This window comes from Nocardia sp. NPDC050697, assembly GCF_040654395.1.
Classification (GTDB): domain Bacteria; phylum Actinomycetota; class Actinomycetes; order Mycobacteriales; family Mycobacteriaceae; genus Nocardia.
The window spans coordinates 795,270-812,694 of sequence record NZ_JBFAHY010000001.1 but is presented as its reverse complement, the minus strand read 5'-3'; the positions used below and the strand labels follow the sequence as shown (position 1 = coordinate 812,694).

The following is a 17,425-nucleotide window of genomic DNA, read 5'->3' as shown; positions in this document are numbered from 1 at the left end:
CGGAAAGTGCCGCTCTCCGAACGGTCTTGGCCGCGCTGACCGTCCCGCGGCGCCGAGCTGCCGCGCGCGAAGTCCGGCGACCGGGCGGGCTGGTGCGCGGGTGGACGACAGCGGCCACGGCGGGAACCCGTGCGCGAACGACGCCACACTGCCCGCGACCGACCTGTCCAGCCCCGCGCCCGGACGCGGGGCAGACTGGCGGCATGACGGAAGCAGGGGAGTCGACCAGGACCGTGATCATCGCCTTCACCGCGAACCTGGCGATCGCGGCGGCGAAATCGGTGGCGGCGGTGCTCACGGGTTCGGCGTCGATGGTGGCGGAGGCGGCGCACTCGTGGTCGGACACCGGGAACGAGATCTTCCTGCTCATCGCGGATCGGCGTGGGCGGCGTGCCGCCGACGTCGACCATCCGCTCGGGTACGGGCGGGAGGCGTACGTGTGGTCGCTGCTCGCGGCGGTCGGGCTGTTCGTGGCCGGTGCGGCGGTCTCGGTGTGGCACGGGATCTCCGAGCTGGTGCACGAGACGCCGGGCGGGCAGGACTACACGGTCGGCTACGCGGTGCTGGCCATCGCCTTCGTGCTGGAGGGGGTGTCCTGGCTGCAGGCGGTGCGGCAGCTCCGCGGCGAGGCGCGCGAGCGCGACAGCGACCTGCTCGACTACGTCCTGGAGACCTCCGACCCGACGCTGCGCGCGGTCTTCGCCGAGGACAGCGCCGCGCTCATCGGCATTCTGCTCGCCGCCGCGGGCATGGGGCTGCACCAGCTCACCGGTAACCCGCTGTGGGACGCGCTCGGCTCGATCCTGGTCGGGGTGCTGCTCGGCGGGGTCGCGGTGCTGCTCATCGACCGCAATCGCCGCTTCCTCGCCGGTGAACCGGCCAGCGCGCCGGTCCACGCGGCCGCCGTCGCCCGGATCGAGGCGCTGCCGCAGGTGGAGTCGGTGCGGTTCGTGCGGCTGGAGTACGTCGGCCCGCGCCGGGTCTTCCTGGTGGCGAGCGTGGACCTGGTCGGCGATCCGGCGGAGCACGCGATCGCCACCACGCTGCGGGAACTCGAGCGCGCACTGGAGGCGAACGAGCGGGTGGCGCAGGCGGTGCTCACCGTCGCCGGGCCGTAGGTGTCGGTACCCGCTGGCACCCTGGGGTCGGAGGTGATGCCGAGTGAGCGACGACATTCGCGTTCCGGTGGGGGTTTCCGCCGCACCGCTGCTCGCCGGGTTCGCCGCCGCCTTTCCGGCGCAGCGCGCTCCGGTCGCCCGGTTCCTGGGTTGGCTGGCCGCGCGGCGCGGGCACGAGGATGCGCTGGCGAGTGCGGCCGGGCGTGATCTGGCGGTGTGCGGGTATTTGCGGGCCGGAGCGGGCGACGGTGAGCTGACCGCGCTGCGGGTGTTCTACCGTTGGCTCGGCCTCGGGGTGCCCGCGGCTCAGCGGGTGCCGGTGGACGAGCGGGCGCTGACCACCGAGCAGGAGCGCGCGGTGCTCGGCGCGGCGGCCCGGCGCGGCAGCCGGGCGTACGCGCTGCTGCTGCTCGCGCTCGATACCGGGGCCGGGGGAGCGGAGCTGGCCGCGCTCGATCTGGGGGCGCTCGATCTCGCGGCGTGGCCGGGGCAGATCACCCTCGGATCGGGGCGGACGGTGCCGATCGCCGGGGCGACCAGGGGGGCGGTCACCGCGTGGCTGGCGGAGCGCCGGCTGCTCGCCGGAGGCGATGTGCTCGCCGTCTTCGTGACCGAGCACGCGCCGCACCGGCGGCTCGCGCATCGGACGGTGGAGGAGATTCTGCGCGGGATCGGCGCCGATGCCGGGGTCGAGGTGGGCAATGGGGTGCTGCGGTACACCGCCGAGCGGCGGATGGCCCGCTCCGGGCTGGCGCCGGATGCCATCGCCGCCCGGCTCGGGCGCCGTCCCGCGGGCCGGACTCCGCTGCCGCCGTGCGGCCGCGAACAGCTGGACCTCTTCGGCGACGACATTCGCCCGGCCTCGTGAACCGGCGCGCGCCCGTACGCCGCGGGCGCGGGCGACGTCGACGGCAACGGGGGTCACTATCGCAGCCTCCTGCCGAAAGCATGCCGGGCTCCGTGACCACCACCGTGCGCTGCGCCGGCGGTGGCTACCGGCTCGGTGCGGGCGCCACCCTGCCGCGGTCTCGTCCGTCAGCGCTGCCCGCGCCGCACCACGGCCAGGTTTCGCGCGGCATGCGGGTCACCCCGGTCGACGGCGTGCCGCAACCAGAACTCCGCCTCCCCGGCCCGCCCCAGCTCGAACAGCACCACCCCGAGCGCGTTCAACGCGGGCAGGTTCCCGGTGTCGACGGCCCGGCGCAACCAGCCCTCCGCCTCGGCGGGCGACCCGCGCTCGTAGTGCAGCTTGCCGAGGTTGTAGAGCGCGGAGGTATCGCCGCGATCGATGGCCCACCGGTACCAGATGACGGCATCCTCCCAGTCCCCGCGCGCGTACTGGATATTGCCGATATTCGCCGCGGCCTCCGGGCGCCCGAGGTCGACCGCGCGCCGGTACCAGGATTCGGCCGCCTCGAGATCACCGCGATCCCGGTACGCGTGCGCGAGTTCGAGCACGGCCCCCGGCACGCCCCGCTCGGCGGCGGCGCGCAACCCCCCGTCCCCGGAGAGTGCGGGCTCGGGGGCGGGCTTCGGCGCCGAGACCGCGCGCAGCGCGTCGATGGCCAGCGCGGTGCCGGTGGGGTAGCGGTCGGCCGGGTCCTTGGCCATGGCGGTGGCGAGCACGGTGTCCAGCGCGGCGGGCAGCCCCGGAACCCGGAGCGGCGGAACGGGTTCCGACCGGTGCCCGGGCCCGGGGTCGGCGATGCCGAACGGCGTCCGCCCGGAGAGCAGCTGGTAGAGCAGGCACCCGAGGGCGTACAGATCCGCGCGCGGGCCGCCGGGCGCACCGGCCCAGCGCTCCGGCGCGGCGTAGGCCGGGGTGCCGCCCGGGCCGGCCAGCCCGAAATCGGTGATGACCGCGCGATCGCCGTCCGGGTGCGGCTCCACCAGGATGTCGGTGAGCTTGAGATCGCCGTGGTGCGTGCCCCACTGGTGCGCGTAGTCCAGCCCGCGCCCGATATCGGTGATCAGCCGGACCGCGCGCGCCGGCTCCAACCCGCCCGCGGCGGCCGCGAGCAGCGGCGTGACGTCGCCGCCGGGCACATACCGCATGGCCAGCCAGCACACCTCGTCCCCGGCCCGGCTGCGCTCCAGCACCGTCGCGATATTGGGGTGCTCGAGCCGCGGCCCGCGCTCGAAGCGCGCGCGCAGCTCCGCCTCCCCGGCCCGGTCGGCGTGCAGCACCTTGAGCGCCACGTCCTGGCGCCGGTCCGGGTGGCGCGCCAGGTACACCACGCCGTGCGCGCCCGAGCCGAGCGGCTGCACGATCGTGTACTCCGCCAGTACCGCACCGGGCGTCAGCGCCACGAGTCCTCCCAGCACAGTGAATCCGGACATTTCCAGCCTCACACCGTCCGGGCCGCCCGCGCAAGCCATTCTCCAGGCTACCGGCTAGATTGCTAGCATGCTAGTATCGGTGCGTGGGCGACGAGGAAGTGAAGCAGTTCAACGTCTACCTGCCGATCGGGCTGATCAAGCAGGTCAAGTTCCGCGCGATCGACACGGGGATGTCGCTGTCGGCGCTGGTCGCCGCGGCGCTGCGCGAGTACCTCGCGGACGAGGGAGAGGAAGAGCGATGACCGACGGTATCGAGGCCGTATTCCTGGAGACGCACAACTGGGGGCGGATGGCGAAGTTCCTGCAGGGCGTCGGCTTCACGCTGGAGTTCGAGACCGATCACAACTCCGGGCAGTTCCGCGGCGGCGACGGGCCCTCCGTCTTCGTCGCCGAGGTGCCGGAGAGCAGCCCGACCGGCCTGCGGCTGGTGCTGAAGGCCGACGGCACCGAGCGGCCGGGCGAGGGCGTCGAGGTGCTCACCGACTTCGAGCCGACGCACTACGGCACCTCCGAGATGACGGTGCGCGACCCGGACGGCCGGGTCTGGAATCTGCAGGCGCCGCTGTGAGCGTCGCCCCGGACCACACGGCCGCCGAGCTGGTCGCGCGCGCCCGAGCCGCCGGATTCGCCGCCGCCGACCACGTCTCGGCCGCCGACCTCACCGCCCGCTACTTCACCGGCCGGGCCGACGGCCTGCGCCCGGCAGAGTCCGAGCAGATCCTGGTCGCGCTGACCTAGTGCTTCTTCTTGATCGGCTTCTTCTTTTTCTTGGGCTTGTCGTGGTCGGGCTCCCACTCGTAGCCCGGCGTATTCGCCTCGCAGTAGGAGTTCGCGACGAGGACATCCCCCTGGTCGCGCTCGCACCAGCGCTCGGACTTGCCGCAGCCCGAGACGCCGAGCGCGACCGTCGCGGCCAGCCCGAGCGCGAGTGCCGCGGGGGCGAACCTGTGTGCCGTCATCGCCAACTCCTTCGATAGCCCCGTACAGCATTCGGGCAACCGGCCGCGATGTCCAGTCAGCGCGGAGATCGCAACGCTTCCAGTAGCCGCCCGAGCGCGGCGCCGGTGTCGGCGAGCGCCGAGGGCTCGGTGGCCAGCCACAGCGCCGCCTCGTTCATGGCGCCGGAGAGCAGGTGCAACAGCGGCTCGAGCGGCTGGGCGGGGAGCGTGCCGTCGGCGACGAGCGGGGCGAGCGCGTCACGCAGGTGGCGCGCGGAGTTCGCCTCGTCCAGGGCCCGCCACTCGTGCCAGCCGAGCACGGCGGGGCCGTCGACGAGCAGGTAGAGCGCGCCTTTGGTGTGTGACATGCGACTGCAGAGCTTCTACCCGGTGCTCGGCACCGAGGCGATCGCGGCGAGCCGCGACTTCTACTGCCGCTGGCTGGATTTCGAGGTGATTTTCGAGGCGGCGTGGTACGTGAGCCTGCGCAGGCCGGGCGCGGTGCCGTGCGAGCTGGCGCTGCTCGACCCGGCGCACCCGACCGTCCCGGCCGGCTACGGCGTCCCCGCGCGCGGCATCCTGCTCAATGTGGAGGTCGACGATGTCGACGCCGAGTGGGAGCGCATGGTGACCGCGGGCGGGCTGCGCCCGGAGCTGGCGATCAGAAGCGAGGATTTCGGGCAGCGGCACTTCATCGTCGCCGACCCGGGCGGGGTGCTGGTCGACGTGATCCAGCCCATCGAACCGGCGGGAGAGTTCTCCGCCCTCTTCAACGTATAGCGCACCCCGGGTCTTGCGGCAAGACCCGGGGTGTGCCGCAGAATCTCCTCCCGTTGGCTTCTACCTGCGGAAATCGGGAGTTTCATGATCGACGTGATCATTGCGGGCGGCGGCCCGACCGGGCTGATGACGGCGTGCGAGCTGCGGCTGCACGGGGTCGGGGTGCTCGTGCTGGAGCAGGCTCCGGCGCCCACCGACGTGGTGCGCTCGCTTGGCATGCACGCGCGCAGCATCGAGATCCTGGATATGCGCGGCATCCTGGAGCGCTTCCTGGCGCTCGGCACGAAGCATCCGGCGGGCGGCTTCTTCGCCGGGATCCCCAAGCCACCGCCGGAGCGGCTGGACACCGCGCACCCCTTCACGCTGGGGCTGCCGCAGCCGATCACGGATCGGCTGCTCGCCGAGCGGGCCACCGAGCTCGGCGCCGAGATCCGGCGCGGCACCGCGGTCACCGGGCTGCGCCAGGACGAGTCGGGGGTCACCGCCGAGCTGGCCGACGGGTCGCACGTCAGCGCCCGCTACCTGGTCGGCTGCGACGGCGGGCGCAGTACCGTGCGGAACCTGCTCGGAATCGAGTTCCCCGGTGAGCCGAGCCGGGTGGAGACGCTGCTGGGCGAGATGGAGGCGACCGCGCCGCCGGAGGAGATGGCCGCGGTCACGGCCGAGATCCGGAAGACCCAGCTGCGCTTCGGGATCGGGCCGGTGGGCAATGGCCGGTACCGGGTGGTGGTGCCCGCCGCCGGGCTCAGCGCCGACCGCGCCGTCCCGCCCACCATGGACGAGTTCCGGGCCCGGCTGAACGCCGTGGCCGGCACCGATTTCGGCGTGCACTCCCCGCGCTGGCTCTCCCGCTTCGGCGACGGCACCAGGCAGGCGGAGCGATACCGCAGCGGCCGCGCCTTCCTGGCGGGCGATGCCGCGCACGTGCACCCGCCCACCGGCGGGCAGGGGCTCAACCTCGGCATCCAGGACGCCGTCAACCTCGGCTGGAAACTCGCGGCCGCGGTGCGCGGCTGGGCGCCGGACGGCCTGCTCGACAGCTACCAGGCCGAGCGGCACCCGGTCGCCACCGAGGTACTGGACAACACCCGCGCGCAGATGCAGCTCATGGCGCTGGAGCCGGGCGCGCGGGCGGTGCGGCGGCTGGTCACCCGGCTCATGGAGTTCGAGGAGGTGAACCGGTACCTGGTGGAGTCGATCCACGCCATCGACGTGCGGTACGACCTCGGCCCCGGCCCCGAGCCGGTCGGGCGCAGGCTGCGCGATATGCCGGTCGGCGACGGGAGGCTCTACGAGCACCTGCACGCCGGACGCGGGCTGCTGCTGGACCGCACCGGGGAGCTGTCGGCCGCCGGCTGGGCCGACCGGGTCGACCACCTCGTGGCCGAGAGCCCCGCGCTCGCGGAGCCCGCGGTCCTGCTGCGCCCGGACGGCCACGTGGCCTGGGCCGGTTCCGATCGGGCCGGGCTGGAGCAGGCGCTGACCCGCTGGTTCGGCGTGCCGAGCTGAACCACGCCCGAGCCGGTTCCCCGCACCCGTAGGGGAACCGGCTCGGTGCCGGAAGCGGGCGAATTGATGCCAGGATGGTTCGGTGAGCTCTCCGAAGCTGTGGCGCGGCCAGACCCTGGACGATCGCACCGCCGAACGCCGCGAGCTGCTGCTCGACGTCGGGCACGAGCTGCTCGGCACCGCGGGCGCGCCCGCGGTGACCATGCGGGCGGTCGCGCGCGCCGCCAACCTCAGCCCGCGCTACTTCTACGAGAGCTTCGAGAGCGTGGAGGCGCTGCTGCGCGCGGTGTACGACCGCACCGAGGACGGGCTGCGCGAACGCCTCACCGCCGTCGCCACCGACGGCGGCATCGCGGAGGTGCTGCGCCGCGCCTTCGAGACCTGCGGCGACTACTTCGAGGAGGACCCGCGCCGGGCCCGCATCCTGCTCCGCGAACCGCTCGCCGACGACACCCTGCGCGCGCACAGCCAGGCGCGGGCGCCGCTCTTCGTGCAAGCCCTGGCGCCCGCGCTCGGCACCGGCGCGCTGCTCCCCGCGGCCGGGACCGACCTCGCCGTCACCGCGACCGCGCTCACCGGCGCGCTGGTCGCGCTCTACCTGGAGTGGGCGGACGGCCGGCTGATGCTCGACCGCGACCAGCTGGCCGCCGCCGCGGTCAGCACCACGCTGGCGCTCGCCGGCGCCCGGTAGCCGTCAGTCCTCCTCGGTCTCCAGGTGCGACTCCATGCGCTCCAGGATGCTGTCGATCCGGCCGCGCACCCAGTCGGTGAGCCGGTCGTGGCCCATGGCGGTGGCGACCGGGGCCGGGTGGTCGAGCGGGATGACGTAGCGGCCGTCGTCCGGGAGGTCGCGCCAGAGCAGCCCGGACTCGATCCGCCCGCGCGGGCCGTACTTGGAGCGGCCCTGCAGCACCTTCACGATGCCGGTGCTCAGCGCGGGGGTGTCGAAGAAGGCGTGGCTGCGCACGCTGTCGTCGTCGGTGTCGTCGGTGTCCGCGATCCCGGACGACGGCCCCTGCGCGACCACCTCGGGCTCCGAGGTGGGCAGCGCCAGCCGGATGTCGTCCAGCCGGCCCGCGGCGCACCGGGGCAGCAACGCCATGACGGTGTCGGCGAGCGCGTGCGGGTCGCACTCCACCGCGTCGAAACCGTCGGCGTGGTGCAGGGTCTCGCCCGGGCGCTGGGTGATCACGTAGCCGCGGGCGCGGTGCCGCACCGCGTGCACCCGGATGCGGCTCTTCGGGTTGTCGAAATCCTGGTCGTCCCAGGCGTGCGCGACGACGAAGACGTCCGGTTTGGCGATGGCGCCGGCCAGCGCGTCGAGCTCGTGGTCGAACCGGGCCCGCAGCGCCTTCCCGACCTCGAACTTCTCCCGCTCGTAGTCGTCGGCCAGCCGGGTGCGGCTGGTGAAGATGAACGGCGCGGGCAGCTCGCCCTGCCGCACCTCCTCGCACAGCAGGCTGAACTCCAGGTCGCTGAACTCCCAGCTGCGGTTCACGAGTCGATCACCGGCTTGACCCGATCCGGCACGGCGCCGATGGCGTCGTCCAGGTGCGATCTGGACTGCAGGTACTTGGCCGGCTTGTGCGAGGTGTTGCCCTGCGCGCCACCGGCTCCCGCCCCGCCGCCGCCCATCATCGGTGCGCCCATCCCGCCCGTGCCCGGGTTCGCCGACGCCGCGGCCGGGTACAGCGGCTGCTCGGCGCCGGGCAGCGATGCCCGCGGGAAGAGCTGCGCGGCACGTGACTGCTGGTAGGCGTGCTCGGGCAGCCCGGCGGGGCCGCCGACCGGGCCGGGGCCGCCTGCCCCGCCGCCGCCGGAGCCGGAGCCGCCGCCCGCCGGATCCGTCGCCAGCTCGCCGGTGGCGGCGGCGAGCGCGGCCGGGTCGAAGCGCCTGGCGAACTCCTGCAGCTGGTCCAGCCCGGGAAGCTGGCCGAGCGAGCCGAGCCCCTGGGTGAGCGCCTGCCCGATCTGCCCGAGGAAGTCCTTGCCCGCCTGCATGAACCCCTGCATGGGGCTGCCCGCGGCGCCGGACTGGCCGGGCAGCCCGGCGCCGGAACTCCACGCCGTCTTGGGGTCGAGCCCGGTCGCCGCCGCGACCGCCTTGTCGTCCAGCGCGTTCGGCAGGTTGTCCAGCACCGAGCGCACCTGGTCGGGGGAGAGGCCGGTGAGCTTCGCCAGCTCGGCGGCGTCGGCCACCTTCGGGATGTTCTTCAGCACCGAGCGCACCTGGTCGGGGGAGAGGCCGGTGGCCTTGGCCAGGGTGTCCTCGTTCACCAGCCCGGGCAGGTTGCCGAGCATCGACTTCAGCTTGGCCGGGTCGGCACCGGTCGCCTTCGCGAGCGCGTCCGCCAGGCCGCTGGTGTCCGGCATTCCCGCACCGGAACCCGGTGTGCCGCCGCCGGAGGAACCGCCGCCCTTGGCGCCGTTCGGCATGGTCGCCGAGCCGAGCGAGGGGACGCTCGGCATGCCGCCACCACTGCCCGAGCCCGAGCCGGAACCGGATTCGCCGGGGAGGCTGCTGCGCGGGAACGGATTACCCGAGCTGGACGGCTTCGCCGCGGAGCCACCGCCCTGCGAGCCACCGCCACCCGTGGAACCGCCGCCGGACGAGCCGACCGGGGTCGGCGGGCCGCCCAACCCCGCGCCGGCCGCCTCGGCGTCCTTGCGCGCGGCCTCGTAGCCGGGTGGCAGGCTGCCGCCCCCCGACCCCGCGCCGGAGCCGCCGCCGCTGCTGCCCTCGGCGCCGTTCGGCATGGTCGCGCCGGAGCCACCCGACCCCTGCGATCCGCCGCCGTTCGGCCCGGGCGCCGCTGCGCTGTAGCCGGGCGGCAGCTGGCCCTGACCGCCGCCCTGCCCACCGCCGTACTGGTCGCCGTATTGCCCGTTGCCGTATTCGCCGTTGCCGTATTGCCCATTGCCGTATTGCCCGTTGCCGTACTGCCCGTACTGGTCGCCGTACTGCCCGTCGCCGTATTGGCCGTTCCCGTACTGCCCGTTGCCCGGGTCGTTCGGACCGGGCGGCTGCTGCCCGCCCTGCCCGTTCTGCGGGACGGGCTCGGCGATCGGGCCGTTGACCACCGGCATCGCCGAGACGGTGTTCTTCATGCCCTCGCCGTAGTGCTTCTGCCACTCGTCGCGGTAGCGCCGGGTCACCCGGCCGGGGCAGCAGTCGCCGGGATCGGGGCTGGACGGCATGCTCATGCGCGTCAGGTTCAGCCACTGCGCGCTGTAGTCCAGGTTCTGGCTCATCGCGATCATCGCGGTGACCAGCGGCTGCACGCCGTCGGAGTAGGCCTTGATCGCGGCGGCCGCCGCGGTGGCGCCCTGGCCCTCCCAGGCCTGGGTGCCGACGTTGATCGCGTTCACGAAGCCGTTGAGCTTGGCCAGCAGGTCGGTCGACATGGTGTGCCAGGTGCCCGCGGCCGCCAGCACCGGCGCCGGGTCGAGCCCCTGGCCGAGGTCGTACAGCTCCTGGAAGCTCAGGCTGTCCTTGTTCTCGATGCTGGCGGTGACGCCCTTGTCCTTCTCGCCCTGGTAGTCCTTGAGCGAGGTCGGGAAGCCTTCGGCGTCGGCGCCCGTGGTGTGCAGCTTGCCCGCCTTGTCCTTCCAGGTGAACCCGTTCGGCTTGTCGAACTCGGCGTCGGGGCCGCCCGGCTTGGGCGCGCCGGGGGTGTAGGGGCTCGCCTCGGTCGGCATCTTCAGGTCGCTGAGCGCCTTGAAGTTGTCGCTGGAGTCGCCGTCGGCATTGGCGTACGCCTTGCCTGCGGCGATGTAGGTCTCGCCGATGTCCTTCACGATGTCGGCGTGGTCGTTCAGGATGGTGCGCAGCCGCACGCCCTTGTTGGTGAAGGCCATCGCCAGCTGCATGCCGGAGGTGAGCGTGCCGATCGGCGCGAAGTTGTCCAGGCGCAGGTTCGTCACGGCGGCGGCCATGCCGAGCAGGTCGTCGACCAGGTCGGCGCTGGCGCGGGCGGCGGCCAGCGCGTCGGCCGTGTCGAACTTCAGATACCCGGCCTTCGCCTGGTTCCGCAGCCCCGACCACGTGCCCGGTTCGGTAGGCATCTGGCGTGCACCTTCCTGTTGGACGGGGGGACCCGTCAGTCGTCGTTGTCGGCCACGACGGACCGCGGCGCGCGGGCGCCGGAATCGTCCGGCCAGCGGCCCGGGTCGGGCGGGGTCAGCGGCGGCGGCGGCGCGGTCGGCATGAGCGAGCCGAGATCCGGGGCGCCCTCGACGATCTCGGAGAGCTTCGGCAGCGCGTTCTTGCGCTCGAGCAGCGGCTGCATGAGTTCCCTGCTGCGCGCGGCCACCCGCGCGGCCGCGGTCTGCACCGCCGCGGTGATGTGCTCCGCGATCTCCTCCAGGCTCAGGTCGAGCACGTCCTCGCCGAACTTCGTGGCGACGAGCACGCCGTCGGCGTTCACCGTGACCTCGATGCGCTGATCGCAGACGCGCACCGTCTCGGTGAGCAGGGCCCGGCGGCGCTGCAGCTCCGCGATGCCGCGGAACTGCTCGCCGAGCCCCTCCACCAGCGCCGCCATGTCGGCGCGCAGCGTCTCGTTCACCGGCTGCCCGCTCACGGGGCGCCGCCGAACTGGCCCGTGGTGCCGAACTCGGTGCCCTCGAGGGCGTCCGCGGCCTCGGACTGGCCGGTCGCCATGTCGCCGAGCGACTTCGCGGCGCCGAAGCAGCCCTCGATCATGTTGTCCCTTGCCGCCTTGTAGCCCTTCTCGCCGTCGAAGAACTTGTGGCCGCGCTTGTCGTTGCCCCACGGCATCGGCTCGGCATCGGACTCGATGGCGCCGAGCGCGGCGCGCAGCCGGTCCGCGACGGCCTTGGTGTCGGTGGACAGCTCCCTGGTCAGCTCCGCGGCGTGCCGCAGCTTCGCCGGGTCGACCTCGAGGCGGTCTGCCATGGCGCTCCCTTCGGGGTCAGATGTTCAGCGGGACGTCGACCGGTGGCTGCGCCGCGGGCGCCGGCGGCACCCACGGGGCGGGGTTCGCGACCGGTGCCGTGTAGGGCCCGGGCAGCGGCTGCACCCAGGGCCACAGCTTGGAGCGCGGCTTGCCGCGCAGATCCTTGCCCTCGCCGAGGAACGGGTCGTGGTGCGTCGGCGGCGGTGGCAGCGGGGCGATCGGCGGCAGCGGCGCCGGCCGGGTCGGCGCCGGCGGAACCCAGCCGCCGTCGACGGAGGCCTGCCAGGAGGTGGGCGGCGCCCCCCGGCTGCCGCCGCTGCTCGCCGACAGGTGGGATTGCGCGGAGTAGAAGGTGCGGTCGCTGAAGCTGCGGTCGTCGCCGGTGCGGAACGAGCCGGTGCTGCCGCTGTGCGTGGAGGCGGGGCGCCCGGTCGACGAGGCGACCGGCGTGACCGGCCGCACCGTGCTCGGCGCGCCCGCCACCGAGCCCGGCCGCGAACTCGCGCCGCTCGACGACCCGTCGGTGACCGGCGGTGCCGGCTTCGCCATCCAGAAGTGGGAGCGGAAGTCCCCCGGCCTGATCGGGGTGCCGAGCGCGAACCCGCCGCGCGCGCCGCCGAGGACGGCGCCGCGCGAGATGCCCCCCACCCAGCCGGCGCCGGAGGCGAACGAGCTCCAGTCCCCGGTCGCCGCGCCGACGGCGAGGTTGCCGAAGGCGGTGCCGACCGCGCCGGAGACGCCGCCGATCACGGCGCCGCGGCCGATCCGGCCCGGGATGTTGTTCGTCCACTTGGTGCCGGCCTTGTCGATGCCCTTGCCGAGGTAGCGCCCGACCTCGCGGCCGGGGATCATGCCCGCGACCCCGGCGAGCACCGAGAGCCCGAATTCCTTGCCGTTGAAGTGCCGCCGCTTGTGGTCGGCCATCTGGCCGAGCTGCACCGAGGCGTTGATCCCGCCCGCGATGGCGGTCGCCTCGAGCGCGCGCGCTCCGTAGACGCCCCAGCCCTTGGCGGTCGGCATCACCGGTTTCAGCCGCGCGGCCTGACTCCAGAAGTGCCGCTTGACGGTCGGGGCGCCGAGCCGCGCGGCGATATTGGTGATGATCTTCTGGACGAAGTCCTCGAAGACCTTGAGGAACGAGCGGGTGGTGGTGATCGCCGCGGCCTCGACGGCGGGCGCGGTGGGCGGGAACAGCCAGGCCCAGAGGATCTCCAGGGCCAGCCAGACCAGCGTCACGATGACGGTGATCTTGGTGGCCTGCATCTCGGTGCCCATGTCGAAGGTGCTGTCGCTGACCGTCTGCAGGTACTCGGCCAGCTTCTCCAGCGACTGCTCGCCGGTGCGAAAGCTGTCGTAGCGCGCGCCCATGGCGATGCCGCCGTCGCCCTGCGGGTAGGCGTCGATGGTGGCCTGCTTGGCAGCGTCGATATCCGCGAGGAGCGCCTTCAGCTCCGTGCTCGCCGTCTTCCATGCCTCCGCGACCGCCCAGGCGGCGTCCTCGTCACCCTCGGGCCACGTGGTCCCGGCCACCCAGGCCAGCCAGTGCAGCCCCTCCGGCAGTGTGAGCGTCATCGTCGTACCGCCGCTGGCAGTCTCGCCGGATTGCGCATCACGGCTCTCCTCTCGGCGTCGGCCGTCGTCGGATTAGAACCCAGTCGATTGAACCCGAAATGACGGGCAGGCGAACACTGAACGCGCATGCCTCCCCGGCCGCCGCGGTGCGAAAATTGTTTGTTTCCAATGGTGTTGGCTCGTGATGTTCTTCCGCGAATGGTACCGTGCCGAGCCGATCGAGGAGGTGTCGCTGTCGTGACCGCAGCAGAGGATTCGCGCGCCGGCGAGGTGGATGCGGCGAACCGCCGGATCGCCGAGGAGCTGATCGCGCTCGCCCCGCCCGGCTGGCACGAGCTGCGCGCGGTGTTCGCGCTGACCACCGGCACCGAGCTGGCGTCGGTCTTCTTCGCCGACGAGGAGGGGCACCCGGCGCAGGTGCTGCCCACCGAGGAGGTGCTGGAGCTGGTCCGGCGGCAGCGCGCGGCCTCGGCCGCGCTGCCCGGCGGGCCGTGGTGGCGGTGCCTGGTGCTCGCGACGGCGTCCGGGGAGGTCGCCGTCGACCACGACTTCGGCGCCGAGCCGTTCCCGGACGACCACCTCTTCCCGCCCGAGGCCTACCGCGCCGACCTGGAGACGTTCCCGCGTGCGCGGCTCCCGGTCTGGCTCGGCGCCTACCTCGGCCACGGCGACCGGCAGTCCCGCCCGGCCGAGCGTCCCGGCGATCCGGGCGGCACGACGCCGGCGGTCGAGACCACGCTGCCCGCGCTGCCGCTGCTCGCCATGCGCTGGGCCGCCATCGCCGCGGCCTTCACCGCGGCCGGGTCGCCGTTCGGCCCGCGGGTGCTGCCCGCGCTCGGGCTCTTCGAGGGCGCTGAGCGCAGCGGCTCGTCGCTGTGGCTGGTGCCGGGGGACCGCGCGGTGCTCTCCGGCGGCGTGTGGGACGACCCGGTGCTGGACGCGGTCTACAACGCGGGCGCGCCCATGCCCGACCTCTACGCGGGCGCACCGCCCTGGGTGGCGAACCCGCTGCTCAATCCGCGCGCGGGCGAGGGGCTGCTCTCCTTCTGCTACTGGTGGGAGGCGGGCCGCTGGTACCGCGGCGCCTCGCCCCCCGCGAGCGAGGCCGCGGCGGCGGTGCCCGCGGTGTGGAGCCGGGAGAGCGCCGCCGAGGTCATCGCCGCGCTCGCCGCCGAGGGGGGCGTCGGGGCACGGGACGCCGCGCTCGAGCTCGTCGTCGCGGCCGAGCACGGCCAGGCGGGGCGGCCGCTGCTGGTCCGGCTCTTCGGCGAGACCGGGGAGGTCGACGGCGGGCTGCTCCAGCTGCTCATGGCAGGCGCTGCGGAGTAGTCCGCGAACGATAACTCGTTCTGCCCCGTAGGCGGCCTGCGTGCGCTTGGATGGGCGGCATGGATTTGCAGACCGTCGCCGACCGGATCGAGATCACCGACCTGCTCACCCGCTACGCGCACGCGGTGGACGGCAAGGACTGGGAGCTCTACCGGACCGTGTTCACCGCCGACGCGCACATCGACTACGGCACCGCGGGCGGGCCGGTCGGCGACCTGGAGAAGGTGATCGAGGGGCTCACCGTCGGGCTCGGATTGTTCACCCGCACACAGCATTTCATCTCCAATATCGCGGTGGAGCTGGACGGTGACGCGGCGCGGGTGCGGGCCATGTTCTTCAACCCGATGGTGGTGAAGCCGGGCAGGCAGTTCTTCTGCGGCGGCTGGTACAACCACGAGCTGGTGCGCACCGGGCAGGGCTGGCGCAGCCGCAGGCTGATCGAGGAGGCGGCCTGGTTCGACGGGCTGGAGGCCGCCTTCGCGCCGGATTCCACCCCGGAAAACTAGAACACGTTATCCTGACCCGATGGACCTGGTTGCGCTCGAGGCGATCCGCGGGCTCAAGTACCGCTACTTCCGCACGCTCGATCTGAAGCTGTGGGACGAGTTCGCCGACACCCTGGCCGACGACTGCCGGGGCCGGTACGGCACGCACGCCCTCGGCGAGCCGCCGGTGCTGGACGGCAGGGCCGCCATCGTCGCCTTCCTGCGGGAGAACATGGGGCCGGGCATCGTCACCACGCACGTCGCCAACCACCCGGAGATCCGGATCGACGGCGACACCGCCACCGGCAGCTGGCTCTTCGAGGACACCGTGCTCGCCACCGAGTGGAACGTCCTGATCCGCGGCTCCGGCTACTACACCGACGAGTACCGCCGCGACCCGGACGGCGCCTGGCGGATCACCGCCACCGGCTACCGGCGCATCTACGAGTCCTCGCAGGCGCTGGCCGACACCCCCAGCCACCGGCTGCTGGCCAATATGTGGGCCGAGCCGAGCTGAGGGCGCCGGGCGGTCAGCAGCCGTCGGCGAAGTCGAGCTCGCGCGCGGGCAGCGCGTCGACGAAGGTCTCCTCCGCGCAGGCCCACGCCCGCATGGTCGCCACCCCGAGCAGCGCGGTGAGCTCCGCGGTCTGGCTGGCCTGGGCGCGCAGCGCGACCAGTTTGCGATCGGCCAGCGCGTCGTCCAGCCGGAGCCGCACCGCGACCCGGTCGGGGGCGGCGCGCCACGGCAGGTCGGCGGAGGCGAAGAGCGCCAGCCGGTCGTAGAGGTGCCGCCAGGTGTCGGCGAAGTCCGCGGTGAGCCGCGGGTACAGCAGCCGGGCGGCGGGCGCCGCCCGGTTCCTGGCGGCCTCGGCCCAGGCCGAGACCATGCGGTGGTCGGGGTGGCCGGTGAAGCCGTCCGGGCCGAAGGTGAGCACGACCTCGGGGCGCACCGCGGCGACGATGGCGGCGAGCCGGGCCACCACGGCGTCGAACGGCTGCCGCGCGCAGCCGCCGTCCGGCAGCCCGAGCTGGTGGTGCTCGGTGACGCCGAGCGCCGCGAGGCTCGCGGCGAGCTCGGCATCCCGGACCGCGGCGAGCCGCTCCGGCGGCCACCGCTCCGGGTCGTCGGTGCCGTGCTCGCCGCGGGTGGCGGTCACGCACACGACCCGCCTGCCCGCGGCCCGCGCGGCCGCCATCAGCCCACCGGAGAGGTAGACCTCGTCGTCGGGGTGGGCCCAGATTCCCAGCACCGGGCCGGTGCCGGGCAGAACAGGAGACATTTCAGCGCCGTCCTTCTAGTGGGTGATCTCGTAGAGGATGTTGAACGGGTTCTCCATCTCGACCCGTCGGACGGTGCCGAAACCCGCCGCCGCGCACAGCTCGCGCGCCGTGTGCTCGGGGAAACCGCAGGTCCCGAGCCCGGCGCCGCCGTGCGCGAGCGAGGTGGTGAGGCAGTAGAGCACGCTCACACCGTAGAAGTAGGCGGCGATCGGGCCCTGGTTGTCCTGGAGGCGGTGACTGGAATTGATGTCCAGGCACAGGTAGCGGCCGTCCGGGCGGAGCGCGGCGTGCACGGCGTCCAGGATGCCGCGCGGGTCGGCGGCGTCGTGGATCACGTCGAAGGTGGTGATCACGTCGTAGCTGCCGGGCAGCCCGCCGGAGACGTCGAGGCATTCGAAGCGCACCCGGTCGGCGACGCCGGCCGCCAGCGCCGCCGCCTCGGCCGCCGCGATGGACTCCGGGTGCACGTCGAAGCCGGTGTAGCGGCCGGCGGGGTAGCGCTCGGCGAGCCGGACGAGCGCCCGGCCGCGGCCGCAGCCGATATCGGCGACGTCGGCGCCGCGGCGCAGCGCCGCCTCCAGTTCCGGCAGCGCGGGCAGCCAGACCTGCGGCAGCAGGAAGTCGAACCAGCCCGCGCTGAACCGCTCCAGCCCCTGGAACCAGTCCGGCGGGTAGGCCGTGATCGGCACCCCGCCCCCGGTCCGGAAGACCTCGAGCACCGGCCCGAGCATGCCGGTGAGGCCGTAGAGCGCCTGGTGCAGCCCGCCGAGGTGGGCCGGGCTCTCGGTGGCGAGCACCGGCACGTGGGCGGGCGGGAGCAGGTAGGTGGCCGCGGCGGGGTCGTGGGTGAGGTAGCCGTGCGCGGTCATGGCGGCCAGCCACTCACGCAGGTAGCGCTCGTCGGTGCCGGTGCGGGCGGCGAGTTCGGCGCTGGTCACCGGGCGGGAATCGGCGAGGGCGCGCCACAGCCCGAGCCGGTCGCCGAGCATGGTCATGGTGGTGGCCATCCAGGTGGCCGCATCCGCGACCGCCCGTCCGGCGAAGGTCTCCACCGCGGCCGGGTCGAGCTGTTCCGTCGTCGTCATCGTTTGCCGTCCTCCTGTGTCGATGTCGTCGGTGCGAGGATGGGGCGACGCTGTTGCCGCGCGGTTGTG

21 protein-coding genes are annotated in these 17,425 nt (G+C 73.5%); 11 read left to right on the top strand and 10 right to left on the bottom strand.

All coding sequences use genetic code 11. The annotated features are described in order from the left end of the window. Window positions 1-203 precede the first annotated feature (203 nt). Window positions 204-1,118, top strand: a complete 915-nt coding sequence (locus AB0H71_RS04070) for a cation diffusion facilitator family transporter (protein ID WP_357014617.1) — start codon at window positions 204-206, stop codon at window positions 1,116-1,118. A gap of 43 nt (window positions 1,119-1,161) precedes the next feature. Then, the gene (locus tag AB0H71_RS04065; protein ID WP_357014615.1) at window positions 1,162-1,986 is read left to right on the top strand and encodes a tyrosine-type recombinase/integrase; all 825 of its coding nucleotides are present in this window, start codon (window positions 1,162-1,164) and stop codon (window positions 1,984-1,986) included. Window positions 1,987-2,153: 167 nt separating this feature from the next. Here the strand turns inward: AB0H71_RS04065 and AB0H71_RS04060 are convergent, their stop codons facing one another. Continuing rightward, window positions 2,154-3,443 carry a tetratricopeptide repeat protein gene (locus tag AB0H71_RS04060; RefSeq protein ID WP_357014613.1) on the bottom strand — a complete coding sequence of 430 codons (1,290 nt, stop codon included), beginning with the start codon at window positions 3,441-3,443 and terminating at the stop codon, window positions 2,154-2,156. Between the two features lie 98 nt (window positions 3,444-3,541). Between AB0H71_RS04060 and AB0H71_RS04055 the strand changes: the two genes are divergently transcribed. From AB0H71_RS04055 to AB0H71_RS04045, 3 genes are read left to right on the top strand one after another with little or no spacing between them, the layout of a single operon-like run. Continuing rightward, window positions 3,542-3,700, top strand: coding sequence for a CopG family transcriptional regulator (locus AB0H71_RS04055; RefSeq protein WP_357014611.1), 159 nt, complete (start codon window positions 3,542-3,544; stop codon window positions 3,698-3,700). Continuing rightward, window positions 3,697-4,026, top strand: a complete 330-nt coding sequence (locus tag AB0H71_RS04050; RefSeq protein WP_357014609.1) for a VOC family protein — start codon at window positions 3,697-3,699, stop codon at window positions 4,024-4,026. Before AB0H71_RS04055 ends, AB0H71_RS04050 begins: the two co-directional genes overlap by 4 nt. Further along, window positions 4,023-4,196: a hypothetical protein gene (locus AB0H71_RS04045; RefSeq protein ID WP_357014607.1), complete on the top strand. Its 174-nt coding sequence runs from the start codon at window positions 4,023-4,025 to the stop codon at window positions 4,194-4,196. Before AB0H71_RS04050 ends, AB0H71_RS04045 begins: the two co-directional genes overlap by 4 nt. On the opposite strand, the gene AB0H71_RS04040 is transcribed toward AB0H71_RS04045, so the two are convergent. Together AB0H71_RS04040 and AB0H71_RS04035 are read right to left on the bottom strand one after the other, a co-directional pair. Continuing rightward, window positions 4,193-4,417, bottom strand: a complete 225-nt coding sequence (locus AB0H71_RS04040; protein ID WP_357014606.1) for a hypothetical protein — start codon at window positions 4,415-4,417, stop codon at window positions 4,193-4,195. The genes AB0H71_RS04045 and AB0H71_RS04040 overlap by 4 nt on opposite strands. Window positions 4,418-4,473: 56 nt before the next feature. Further along, a complete protein-coding gene (locus AB0H71_RS04035) occupies window positions 4,474-4,764 on the bottom strand; it encodes a hypothetical protein (RefSeq protein ID WP_357014604.1) in 291 nt (96 codons plus the stop codon). Here AB0H71_RS04035 and AB0H71_RS04030 point away from each other — a divergent pair. From AB0H71_RS04030 to AB0H71_RS04020, 3 genes are all read left to right on the top strand, one after another. Beyond that, window positions 4,763-5,176 carry a VOC family protein gene (locus AB0H71_RS04030; RefSeq protein WP_357014602.1) on the top strand — a complete coding sequence of 138 codons (414 nt, stop codon included), beginning with the start codon at window positions 4,763-4,765 and terminating at the stop codon, window positions 5,174-5,176. The two genes, AB0H71_RS04035 and AB0H71_RS04030, sit on opposite strands and share 2 nt — an antisense overlap. Window positions 5,177-5,260: 84 nt before the next feature. Then, window positions 5,261-6,685 carry a rifampin monooxygenase gene (gene rox / locus AB0H71_RS04025; RefSeq protein ID WP_357014600.1) on the top strand — a complete coding sequence of 475 codons (1,425 nt, stop codon included), beginning with the start codon at window positions 5,261-5,263 and terminating at the stop codon, window positions 6,683-6,685. Window positions 6,686-6,767: 82 nt separating this feature from the next. After that, on the top strand, window positions 6,768-7,376 hold the full coding sequence (locus AB0H71_RS04020; protein ID WP_357014598.1) for a TetR/AcrR family transcriptional regulator: 609 nt from the start codon (window positions 6,768-6,770) through the stop codon (window positions 7,374-7,376). A gap of 3 nt (window positions 7,377-7,379) precedes the next feature. On the opposite strand, the gene AB0H71_RS04015 is transcribed toward AB0H71_RS04020, so the two are convergent. Genes AB0H71_RS04015 through AB0H71_RS03995 form a run of 5 tightly spaced genes read right to left on the bottom strand, consistent with a single transcriptional unit; the run spans window position 7,380 to window position 13,176 of the window. Then, window positions 7,380-8,183 (bottom strand): ESX secretion-associated protein EspG, encoded by an 804-nt coding sequence (locus tag AB0H71_RS04015; protein ID WP_357014597.1) that lies wholly within the window; start codon window positions 8,181-8,183, stop codon window positions 7,380-7,382. Beyond that, window positions 8,180-10,750, bottom strand: coding sequence for a hypothetical protein (locus AB0H71_RS04010; protein ID WP_357014596.1), 2,571 nt, complete (start codon window positions 10,748-10,750; stop codon window positions 8,180-8,182). The genes AB0H71_RS04015 and AB0H71_RS04010 overlap by 4 nt, the downstream gene beginning before the upstream one ends. A 35-nt stretch (window positions 10,751-10,785) precedes the next feature. Next, window positions 10,786-11,268: a YbaB/EbfC family nucleoid-associated protein gene (locus AB0H71_RS04005; protein WP_357014594.1), complete on the bottom strand. Its 483-nt coding sequence runs from the start codon at window positions 11,266-11,268 to the stop codon at window positions 10,786-10,788. Then, the gene (locus AB0H71_RS04000; protein WP_357014593.1) at window positions 11,265-11,603 is read right to left on the bottom strand and encodes a hypothetical protein; all 339 of its coding nucleotides are present in this window, start codon (window positions 11,601-11,603) and stop codon (window positions 11,265-11,267) included. Before AB0H71_RS04000 ends, AB0H71_RS04005 begins: the two co-directional genes overlap by 4 nt. A 16-nt stretch (window positions 11,604-11,619) precedes the next feature. Continuing rightward, entirely contained in the window at window positions 11,620-13,176 is a 1,557-nt protein-coding gene (locus tag AB0H71_RS03995) for a hypothetical protein (protein WP_357014592.1), read from the bottom strand. Between the two features lie 237 nt (window positions 13,177-13,413). Between AB0H71_RS03995 and AB0H71_RS03990 the strand changes: the two genes are divergently transcribed. The 3 genes from AB0H71_RS03990 to AB0H71_RS03980 are packed head-to-tail and all read left to right on the top strand — an operon-like array spanning window position 13,414 to window position 15,507. Continuing rightward, on the top strand, window positions 13,414-14,505 hold the full coding sequence (locus AB0H71_RS03990; RefSeq protein WP_357014590.1) for a hypothetical protein: 1,092 nt from the start codon (window positions 13,414-13,416) through the stop codon (window positions 14,503-14,505). A 59-nt stretch (window positions 14,506-14,564) separates the two neighbouring features. Beyond that, on the top strand, window positions 14,565-15,011 hold the full coding sequence (locus AB0H71_RS03985; RefSeq protein WP_357014588.1) for a nuclear transport factor 2 family protein: 447 nt from the start codon (window positions 14,565-14,567) through the stop codon (window positions 15,009-15,011). 19 nt (window positions 15,012-15,030) lie between these two features. Beyond that, window positions 15,031-15,507 carry a nuclear transport factor 2 family protein gene (locus tag AB0H71_RS03980; RefSeq protein ID WP_357014587.1) on the top strand — a complete coding sequence of 159 codons (477 nt, stop codon included), beginning with the start codon at window positions 15,031-15,033 and terminating at the stop codon, window positions 15,505-15,507. 13 nt (window positions 15,508-15,520) lie between these two features. Here AB0H71_RS03980 and AB0H71_RS03975 read toward each other — a convergent pair whose 3' ends face one another. Beyond that, a complete protein-coding gene (locus tag AB0H71_RS03975) occupies window positions 15,521-16,270 on the bottom strand; it encodes a PIG-L family deacetylase (RefSeq protein ID WP_357014585.1) in 750 nt (249 codons plus the stop codon). A gap of 15 nt (window positions 16,271-16,285) precedes the next feature. After that, the gene (locus tag AB0H71_RS03970) at window positions 16,286-17,356 is read right to left on the bottom strand and encodes a class I SAM-dependent methyltransferase (protein ID WP_357014584.1); all 1,071 of its coding nucleotides are present in this window, start codon (window positions 17,354-17,356) and stop codon (window positions 16,286-16,288) included. Window positions 17,357-17,425: the final 69 nt, after the last annotated feature.

Coding starts and splice junctions, on each gene's coding strand:
- rox (WP_357014600.1), top strand. CDS start 5,261: ATGATCGACGTGATCATTGCGGGCGGCGGCCCGACCGGGCTGATGACG.
- AB0H71_RS04030 (WP_357014602.1), top strand. CDS start 4,763: ATGCGACTGCAGAGCTTCTACCCGGTGCTCGGCACCGAGGCGATCGCG.
- AB0H71_RS04040 (WP_357014606.1), bottom strand. CDS start 4,417: ATGACGGCACACAGGTTCGCCCCCGCGGCACTCGCGCTCGGGCTGGCC.
- AB0H71_RS03995 (WP_357014592.1), bottom strand. CDS start 13,176: ATGACGCTCACACTGCCGGAGGGGCTGCACTGGCTGGCCTGGGTGGCC.
- AB0H71_RS03970 (WP_357014584.1), bottom strand. CDS start 17,356: ATGACGACGACGGAACAGCTCGACCCGGCCGCGGTGGAGACCTTCGCC.
- AB0H71_RS03985 (WP_357014588.1), top strand. CDS start 14,565: ATGGATTTGCAGACCGTCGCCGACCGGATCGAGATCACCGACCTGCTC.
- AB0H71_RS04070 (WP_357014617.1), top strand. CDS start 204: ATGACGGAAGCAGGGGAGTCGACCAGGACCGTGATCATCGCCTTCACC.
- AB0H71_RS03975 (WP_357014585.1), bottom strand. CDS start 16,270: ATGTCTCCTGTTCTGCCCGGCACCGGCCCGGTGCTGGGAATCTGGGCC.
- AB0H71_RS04050 (WP_357014609.1), top strand. CDS start 3,697: ATGACCGACGGTATCGAGGCCGTATTCCTGGAGACGCACAACTGGGGG.
- AB0H71_RS04035 (WP_357014604.1), bottom strand. CDS start 4,764: ATGTCACACACCAAAGGCGCGCTCTACCTGCTCGTCGACGGCCCCGCC.
- AB0H71_RS04010 (WP_357014596.1), bottom strand. CDS start 10,750: ATGCCTACCGAACCGGGCACGTGGTCGGGGCTGCGGAACCAGGCGAAG.
- AB0H71_RS03980 (WP_357014587.1), top strand. CDS start 15,031: ATGGACCTGGTTGCGCTCGAGGCGATCCGCGGGCTCAAGTACCGCTAC.
- AB0H71_RS04000 (WP_357014593.1), bottom strand. CDS start 11,603: ATGGCAGACCGCCTCGAGGTCGACCCGGCGAAGCTGCGGCACGCCGCG.